The sequence below is a fragment of the Streptomyces phyllanthi genome, assembly GCF_009377205.1.
In the GTDB taxonomy this organism is placed as follows: domain Bacteria; phylum Actinomycetota; class Actinomycetes; order Streptomycetales; family Streptomycetaceae; genus Streptomyces; species Streptomyces phyllanthi.
In genome coordinates this window covers 1-7,429 of sequence record NZ_VJZE01000448.1, presented here as the reverse complement: position 1 = coordinate 7,429, position 7,429 = coordinate 1, and the positions used below count along the sequence as shown (strand labels likewise).

Genomic DNA, 7,429 nt, shown 5'->3' with positions numbered 1-7,429 from the left:
AGAGACAGGCCTTGACCCGCCCACCCCGGAAGGGCGCCCGGCACCGTCCCGCGTGTGGTCCCGTCGTACGCGTGAGCCCGTACGACCACCTCCGCGCGACCTCCTTCGTACGCCTGTTTCCGTACGCTCGCCTCCGTACGTACCCATACGCCACGCGTACGTACGGAAGCAGGTATTCCTCCCCGTGCGACGGACACCCGGCGGACGCCACTCTGAACGCATGCTGCGACTTTCCGAGGGACACCTCTCCGACCACGGTCCTCGGTTCGGCACGCTCCCCCCGTTACCGCTGGGCGCGGGGCATCGATCCGTGGAGTACGAACCCAGCCCCTCCGCGGCCGGCCAGGCCCGCGCGGAGGTCCGAAGACAACTGGAGTCCTGGGGCCTCACCGAGCAGAGCGACACGGCTGAACTCCTCGTCAGCGAGCTCGTCACCAACGCCCTCGTGCACGCCGAGAGCCGGCTGCGGCTGACGCTCACGGCCGCGCACGGCGTGCTGCGCTGCGAGGTCTCCGACGCCGACCACCGCCGCCCCCGTGTGCGCCGTGTCACGGAGACGTCGGAGAGCGGCCGGGGGATGTTCCTGGTGGACGCGCTCGCGCGGCGCTGGGGCTGCCACGAGGACGGGCCGGGCAAGACCGTGTGGTTCGAGCTCGGCACGTGCGGGCTGGACGGCTGCGGTGAGCGACAGCCGTAGCTCGTAGCTCGTAGCCCGTAGCCCGTAGCCCGTGCCCGGCCCCTGGCCCGGCCCGTGACGTCCCCTTGTCCACCCCACTGAGGCACACCTGGTCGGCGGGGCCCGCCCGACCCCGCCAGACCTCCGACTTCCTTCACCGCTTCCTTCACCGCACGCCCTCTTGTGCCCTCGCCCGCTGTGCGCTTTCTTGATCGGCATGACGGACACCACGGACGACTCAGCCACCGGGAAAGCGACTTCGGCCCCTCGGAAGTCAAGTTGGAAGTACATCGGCCCCGGCATCGTCGTCGCCGCGACCGGCGTCGGCGCCGGCGACCTGGTGGCGACCCTCATCGCCGGCAGCAACTTCGGCTACACCCTGTTATGGGCCGCGGTGATCGGCTGCCTCGTCAAGATCTCCCTCGCCGAGGCGGCGGGCCGCTGGCACCTGTCCACCGGCCGCACCCTCTTCGACGGCTGGGCGAGCCTCGGCCGCTGGACCACGTGGTTCTTCGCCGTGTACGTCGTGATCTGGGGCTTCGTGTACGGCGCGGCCGCGATGTCGTCGAGCGCGCTGCCCCTGCAGGCGCTGTTCCCGGAGGTCATGGACCTCGAGTGGTGGGCCATCGCCTGCGGTCTCGTCGGCCTGGTGTTCGTCTGGTTCAACAAGTACGCGGTCTTCGAGAAGGTCATGACGGTCCTGGTCGGCGTCATGTTCGTGGTGACGGTGTACCTGGCGATCCGCGTCACCCCCAACCTGCCCGACGCCTTCGCCGGCCTGCTCCCCGTCCTCCCCGACGAGAAGGACTCCATCCTCAACACCCTCGGCCTGATCGGCGGCGTCGGCGGCACCATCACGCTCGCCGCGTACGGCTACTGGGTCAACGCCAAGGGCTGGACGGACACCGGCTGGATGAAGGTCATGCGCCTGGACAACCGGGTCGCGTACGCCACGACCGGCATCTTCGTGATCGCGATGCTCTTCGTGGGCGCCGAGCTCCTGCACTCCGCGAACGTCGCCATCGCGAGCGGCGACAAGGGCCTGATCCAGCTCGGCGACATCCTGGAGGACGAGTACGGCACGGCCACCGCCAAGTTCTTCCTGATCGGCTTCTTCGCCACCTCCTTCACCTCGCTGATCGGCGTCTGGCACGGGGTGAGCCTGATGTTCGCCGACTTCATGGCCCGCTACCGCACGCGCGGCGGCGAACTGAAGGGCGAGGAGGTCGCGTCCGGTCAGCGGGAGAAATCGTGGCCGTTCCGCGCGTACCTGCTCTGGCTGACCTTCCCGCCCATGGTCCTGCTCTTCCAGGGCCAGCCCTTCCGCCTGGTCATCATCTACGGCGTCCTGGGCGCGGCCTTCCTCCCGTTCCTCGCGGGGACGCTGCTCTGGCTCCTCAACTCCTCGCGCACACCCGGCCAGTGGCGCAACGGGCCGCTCAGCAACGTGATGCTGGCCGTCGCGGGACTGCTGTTCCTGGTGCTGTGCGTGAAGCAGATCTGGGACCAGCCGTGGGCGGACTTCTTCTGACCACCTCCTCGGCGGTGATCACCCCTTCGGTACGAGCTGCTCCCACTTCTCACTGAGGGCGATGCGTTTGAGCTCGGCCATGGTGAGGGCCGGGGTGTCGCGGGTCGCGTCGGCGCTCTGCGCGCCGGTGTTGAAGGCGCTGACGACGACCCGCAGGCTGCCGGGGCGGACGGTGTCCACGGTCCACATGACGGTCCCCTTGCCGCCCTTGTCGTCCCCCGGGCCCTGCCGCGTCGCGACCCTCGTACCGTCGGGAAGGATCTCGAGGCCAGACCCGAAGACCTCGTCCATCCCCGGCTGCACGTTGATCTGGACGAAGCTCGCACCCTTGCCGTCGTCGACGACGACAAAGCGGTACTCGGCCTCCTGGCCTCCCTTCGAGACCACCTTGACGTCCTTGGGGAGCAGACCGATGAGCGTCTTCTCGATCGCCGCGCCGTCGGCGGACGGGGGCGCGGCGGGCGCGGACGCCGTCGGCCCGGAGGCAGCCGACCCGGGGACCTTCGGGTCCTCGGGGATGGCGTCGACGGCCGTACGCCATGCCTCGGCCGTGACGACCTTCTTCAGCTGCTCCGTGGAGAGCGGCGGGTTCGGCCTGGTGATCGGGGCGTCCTTCTCGGCCTCGGCGTTCCACTCGCTCACGGAGACGTGGTGACCCTCCGGGGTGACGAGCTCGGCGCTCCACCACTTGGTGTCCACGCGCCGGTCCGGATACTCGTAGCCCTGGAAGAGCTTGAGCAGTGAGCCGTCGGGGAGCCGGCTCGTGGAGCAGGCGTCGTGCGGAACGAGTTCCTCGGCCGGGCACGTGGTCACCTCACGGGCCTGCCGGCTCCCCGGCTCGATCCGGTCCATGCTGATGCCGATCGCGCCGCCGCCCTTGCCGTCGTCGTAGACGAGACGCGCGTACGGACCGCTTTCCGATTCGGTCCCGCGAGAGTCCTCGCCGCTGAACTTCCCCTCCGGGAGGAGCCCCTTGAGGGTACGGAGGAGGTCGTCGCCCGACACCGGCGTGGAGGACTTGGTGGCGTCGGCGGACGACCTGGGCGTCGGGTCGGCGGCCACGGACTCCTCGCCGCCACTCCCGCCCCAGGGCACGAGCAGGGCTCCACCCACCCCGGCGAGCGCGACACCGGCCACGCCACCCGCGACGGCGGCCCGGCGGCGCCGCAGCAGCCTGCGTCCACGCGCCTCTCCACCGGCGACCAGGGTCGCGCCGTCGGCCTCGAAGGTGCCGCCGGCCTGGCGCAGGGCGTCGCCGAGCCGGCCCTCGAAGGGGTCCTCGTGCTGTTCGACGGGCATGGCAAACCACCGTTTCTGGAGGGGCGTACGTGGGTTGTGGGTGCGGATGTGGGTGACGGTGAGATCAGGGAGTCGCGTACTCGCCGAGGTCCTCACCGAGGAGCTCGCGGAGCCGGGCGAGGGCGCGGACGCAACGCGTGCGTACGGCGGCCGAGCTGGCGTTCATCGCGTCGGCGGTCTCCTGGATGGAACGGTCCTCCCAGTAGCGCAGGACCACCACGGCCCGGTCCTTGGCGGGCAGTTGGGCCAGCGCCTCGACGAGGGTGAGCCGCAGCGGCGCGTCGGTGTGGGGGCCGCGTGGATCGGCCACGTCGGGGAACGTGTCGGTGGCCCGCTCGGTGCTGCTGCGCCGCCGCTGGTGGGCGAGGAACGTACGGGTGAGGACGGTCTGCGCGTACCCGGCCGGATTCCCGACCCGGGACACGCGCCCCCACTTCACGTACAACCGTCCGAGCGTCTCCTGCACGAGGTCCTCGGCGAGATGGGTGTCCCCGCCGGTCAGCAGACAGGCGGACCGGTAGAGATGCCCCGCGCGCGCCGCCGCGAACTCCGGATAACCGTCCGCGCGGACGTGTCTCATGCGTGCCCCTTGGATTCGTACGGGTTCGAGCGCCGACTTCGTCTAACGCACCTGGCTCCACTTGGTTGATGCGGTGGACCCTGCGGAATGTTTCATATCGATTGAAGGGATACGGTGCGTCGATGCAGCAGCCCGACCACGGCCAGGAACCGCCTCCGCCACCGCCACCGCCGCCGGCGTCGCCACCGCCCGGCTTCGGCCCCCCACCACAGCCGTACGCGGTCCCGCAGCCGTACGCCGCCCCGCAACCTCCGGCGTACGCCGCCCCGCAGCCTCCGGCGTACGCCCCGTACGCGTACCCGGCGCCGGGCGCCCCCGCGGGCCCGGAGTTCCTGGCGGTGGACCGTCACAACTCCATCGTCGTGGACGCCTCGGGCGTCTCCTTCGAGGACCACGGTCTGAGCGTCGAGTTCCCGTGGCCCGAGATCCGCAGCGTCCACTACCGCCCCAACAGCAACGGCAAGGGGCTCGTCGTGGGGGTCGTCCACGTGGACGGCCACTTCTACGAGTGCGTGGTCGACGCGAAGCGCCGGGACCGCCTGCACGAGTGGTTCACGCAGCTGATCCCGGTGTTGCAGTACTACCGGCCCATGGGCTGACGGGCGGACGGGGCCGGGCGGGCTCAGAGCAGGTGGTCCGCCTTGCCCGCCTTGACAGCTTGCTCCGTCAGGGCCTCTTCCGCGCGCGGAGCGGGACCCCGCCGGTGGTTCCGGCAGTCATGGCCCGCCCTGCTGCCCGGGCCCAGTCCCAGGAGCCAAGCCCGGAGTGACCGCGTCAGCGTTACTACGTGCCCGCCCCCGGCCGCTCCCGGTACTCGTCCACGACCGCCCGCTTCAGGACCGCCGTCTCTCCCAGGACCGTGCCCTTCTTGCCCTTCCGGACGTCCTTCGTCAGGTAGGTGCGTTCGCCGAGGTAGGTGAGGGTCTCGCTGTCGAAGATCCATTCCGTGGCCCAGGAGACCCGCTGGTCGACGCGGCGGATGCCCACGCCGGGGCGGCCCGCCGGGTCGACCGCGTTCTCCATGCGCGTCACCCCGGGGATCTTCGCCGCGGCCTCGTAGAGCGCGGCGGCGGTCCTCGGGGGCATGACCGACGTACCCAGCAGGTAGCCGATCTTGTCGAAGACGGCCTGGGCCTTCTCCTCGCCTTCCACCGTCTTGGTCAGGCGGTAGAGCTCGTCGAGGAGTTCGCCCGGGTCGGTGGGCAGGGAGGCCAGCCAGCGGTAGGTGGGGCGGTTGATGCCCGCCGGGGTGCCGGGCGAACCGGGCGGCAGCAGTTCCCTGAGCGGGGAGTAGCCGCCGCCCTCGTAGAACAGGGCCGGCTTCTTCACCGGGCCCGGCTCCTGCGACCACCACGCCTCCCGCTCCCGCAGCTGCCCCGGCTCGTACGACCCGTCCTCATGGGCCTCCGCGCCGGCCGTCAGGCTCTTGATGTAGACCAGCTGGTCGTCGCGTACGGGCGTGACCTCCGTCTTCGCGGCGACGTCGGCGATGCGGTCGAGCAGGACCACGGCCTTTTCGTCGACGGGCCCCGCGGACTGTTCGATTCCGTAGCCGGAATCCATGTTCGTGACGAGGCCGACGGTCAGTGCACCGGCCAGTGCCAGGGCCGCGGCGGGCATCCACAGTGCCGGGCGCGGCAGCCGGAGGCGGGTGCGGGTGCGGGTGCGGCGGTTCTGTGGAGCCGGAGCCGCGGTGGGCGTCCTGTCGTCGTCGATGAGCTGCATCAAACGGTCCTTGTGATGGGAGTGGCGACCAGCAGGGAGGTCCCGTTCGGGCATGGCCGGAAGCAGCCGGGCCAGTTCGTCGCGCTCCGTCAACGGGATCCCTCCTGAATCTCCTGAAGTGGAAGGGCCGCCAACGCGGCCTCACCGGATAGCTCTCCGCGACGACGCGGCGGTTCCGTGTTTCTTGCGCGGGTTTCTCCCCTTGCCTTCCGGTGTTCCTCCCGCTTCTCCTCCCGCAGTCGCTGATCCGTCAGCTTCCGCAGCCTCTCCCGCGCCCTGGACAGGCGCGAGCGCACCGTCCCCACCGGGACATCCAGGGCCTCGGCGGCCTGGGCGTAGTCCAGGCCGGACCACACGCACAGCGCCAGCACCTCCCGCTCCCCGCGCCGCAGAGCGCCGTACACCTGTCGTACGGCGGCCAGGCGGCGGGCATCGTCGAGGCGGCCGGCGGTCTCCTCGGCGAAGTCCGGGACCGGGTCCGGTGCCGGGCGGCGGGACAGGAAGGCCAGACGGCGGCCGAGGCCACGGTTGGCGTTGCGGGACTTGTTCGTCGCCATGCCCAGCAGCCACGGTTTCACCGTGCCGCCGTCCGGCTCCAGTTGCTCCCGGGTACGCCAGGCGTCGAGGAAGGTGTCCGCCATCACCTCCTCGGCGGTCGACCAGTCGCCGGTCAGCCGGAAGGCGTGGTTGTAGACGGTGCGCGCGTACTCCTCGTAGAGCTCCGAGAAGGCTTCGCGGTCTCCCGCCCGTATCCGCGTGCGCAAGGGGTCACTCATGTCCTGCGCACCCATGTCGTTCGTACCTCATGCACCTCACACCCAAGGCTCTCCGCGGGGTGCGGGTGGTTCCGGTGACCTGCGCCACAGAAGCAGACCGGTCCCCGGAACCGCGCACGGCGCCGTGGCCGACTTAAACAGTGCATCGGACGGCCTGAGACATGGGGGCGCAGGTGAGTGGAGCAGTGTACGCGGAGCAGTCCCGGAATCCGCTGGCCGGCACGGTCGTACTGACCGAGGGCGGGTTGCGGGTGGGGCGAAGGACGACCCCGCCGGAGGAGTTGCAGATGGCGGCCATGGCGGACGCGTATCTGCGGGGGCAGTGGCTCGGCGGCGGTGGCTCCGAGCGGCCGCTCGCGCACATCCCCGCAGGCGACGGAATCGTGCCGGTCACGCGGGTCACCGGGTCCACCAAGCCGGTGCGGGTGCGCCGGGCCGCCGAGTTCGCCCGGGCCCTCGGGGACATGGCGGTACGTCATGCCGGTGGTCCGGCGGCGGTCGCCGCGCTCGCGGACCGGGCGAGGGCCGAGGGCGTACCCCTGTGGCTCGCACGGCGTGTCGCCATGGGCCCGGCGGGCCCGGTCACGGTGGTGGTGGACCGGCGGACCGCACGGGTCGACGTCTGGTCGCCGTCGGCCCCCGTGGTGCGGATCCGCGCCCCGTACGGCGTGTCGGCCGACCGGAGGAACCCCGGCCGGGGGCTGCTGCTGACGGTGGGGGAGACACCCGCCATGACGGCCGTCACCTTCACCATGCGGAAGTCGAGGCGCTCCGTGATCGTCGAGATCCCGCAGCGCAGCTGGGAGCTGACGCGCGCGGACGCGCGGTCCTCCCGCCTGACC

The 7,429-nt window shown here is 71.0% G+C and carries 7 protein-coding genes and 1 pseudogene; 4 read left to right on the top strand and 4 right to left on the bottom strand.

Features of this window, described 5'->3' with window-relative positions:
* Positions 1-220 precede the first annotated feature (220 nt).
* Entirely contained in the window at positions 221-697 is a 477-nt protein-coding gene (locus tag FNH04_RS37520) for an ATP-binding protein (protein ID WP_152790307.1), read from the top strand.
* 196 nt (positions 698-893) lie between these two features.
* The gene (locus FNH04_RS37515) at positions 894-2,207 is read left to right on the top strand and encodes an Nramp family divalent metal transporter (RefSeq protein ID WP_152790306.1); all 1,314 of its coding nucleotides are present in this window, start codon (positions 894-896) and stop codon (positions 2,205-2,207) included.
* An 18-nt stretch (positions 2,208-2,225) separates the two neighbouring features.
* Here FNH04_RS37515 and FNH04_RS37510 read toward each other — a convergent pair whose 3' ends face one another.
* Together FNH04_RS37510 and FNH04_RS37505 are read right to left on the bottom strand one after the other, a co-directional pair.
* Positions 2,226-3,506, bottom strand: coding sequence for a hypothetical protein (locus tag FNH04_RS37510; protein ID WP_152790305.1), 1,281 nt, complete (start codon positions 3,504-3,506; stop codon positions 2,226-2,228).
* Positions 3,507-3,570: 64 nt separating this feature from the next.
* Entirely contained in the window at positions 3,571-4,086 is a 516-nt protein-coding gene (locus FNH04_RS37505) for a SigE family RNA polymerase sigma factor (protein WP_152790304.1), read from the bottom strand.
* A 122-nt stretch (positions 4,087-4,208) separates the two neighbouring features.
* On the opposite strand from FNH04_RS37505, the gene FNH04_RS37500 reads away from it, so the two are divergent.
* On the top strand, positions 4,209-4,685 hold the full coding sequence (locus tag FNH04_RS37500; protein WP_152790303.1) for a hypothetical protein: 477 nt from the start codon (positions 4,209-4,211) through the stop codon (positions 4,683-4,685).
* A gap of 184 nt (positions 4,686-4,869) precedes the next feature.
* On the opposite strand, the gene FNH04_RS37495 is transcribed toward FNH04_RS37500, so the two are convergent.
* Both FNH04_RS37495 and FNH04_RS37490 read right to left on the bottom strand, forming a co-directional pair.
* On the bottom strand, positions 4,870-5,865 hold the full coding sequence (locus tag FNH04_RS37495; RefSeq protein ID WP_152790308.1) for a CU044_5270 family protein: 996 nt from the start codon (positions 5,863-5,865) through the stop codon (positions 4,870-4,872).
* Between the two features lie 35 nt (positions 5,866-5,900).
* Positions 5,901-6,587, bottom strand: a complete 687-nt coding sequence (locus FNH04_RS37490; RefSeq protein WP_152790302.1) for an RNA polymerase sigma factor — start codon at positions 6,585-6,587, stop codon at positions 5,901-5,903.
* Positions 6,588-6,760: 173 nt separating this feature from the next.
* Between FNH04_RS37490 and FNH04_RS37485 the strand changes: the two are divergent.
* A pseudogene (locus FNH04_RS37485) lies at positions 6,761-7,429 on the top strand (hypothetical protein); the annotation flags it as partial.

Excerpts from the sequence above, each read along its gene's own strand:
- FNH04_RS37505 (WP_152790304.1), bottom strand. The coding sequence starts at position 4,086 with ATGAGACACGTCCGCGCGGACGGTTATCCGGAGTTCGCGGCGGCGCGC.
- FNH04_RS37515 (WP_152790306.1), top strand. The coding sequence starts at position 894 with ATGACGGACACCACGGACGACTCAGCCACCGGGAAAGCGACTTCGGCC.
- FNH04_RS37500 (WP_152790303.1), top strand. The coding sequence starts at position 4,209 with ATGCAGCAGCCCGACCACGGCCAGGAACCGCCTCCGCCACCGCCACCG.
- FNH04_RS37495 (WP_152790308.1), bottom strand. The coding sequence starts at position 5,865 with ATGCCCGAACGGGACCTCCCTGCTGGTCGCCACTCCCATCACAAGGAC.
- FNH04_RS37490 (WP_152790302.1), bottom strand. The coding sequence starts at position 6,587 with ATGAGTGACCCCTTGCGCACGCGGATACGGGCGGGAGACCGCGAAGCC.
- FNH04_RS37510 (WP_152790305.1), bottom strand. The coding sequence starts at position 3,506 with ATGCCCGTCGAACAGCACGAGGACCCCTTCGAGGGCCGGCTCGGCGAC.
- FNH04_RS37520 (WP_152790307.1), top strand. The coding sequence starts at position 221 with ATGCTGCGACTTTCCGAGGGACACCTCTCCGACCACGGTCCTCGGTTC.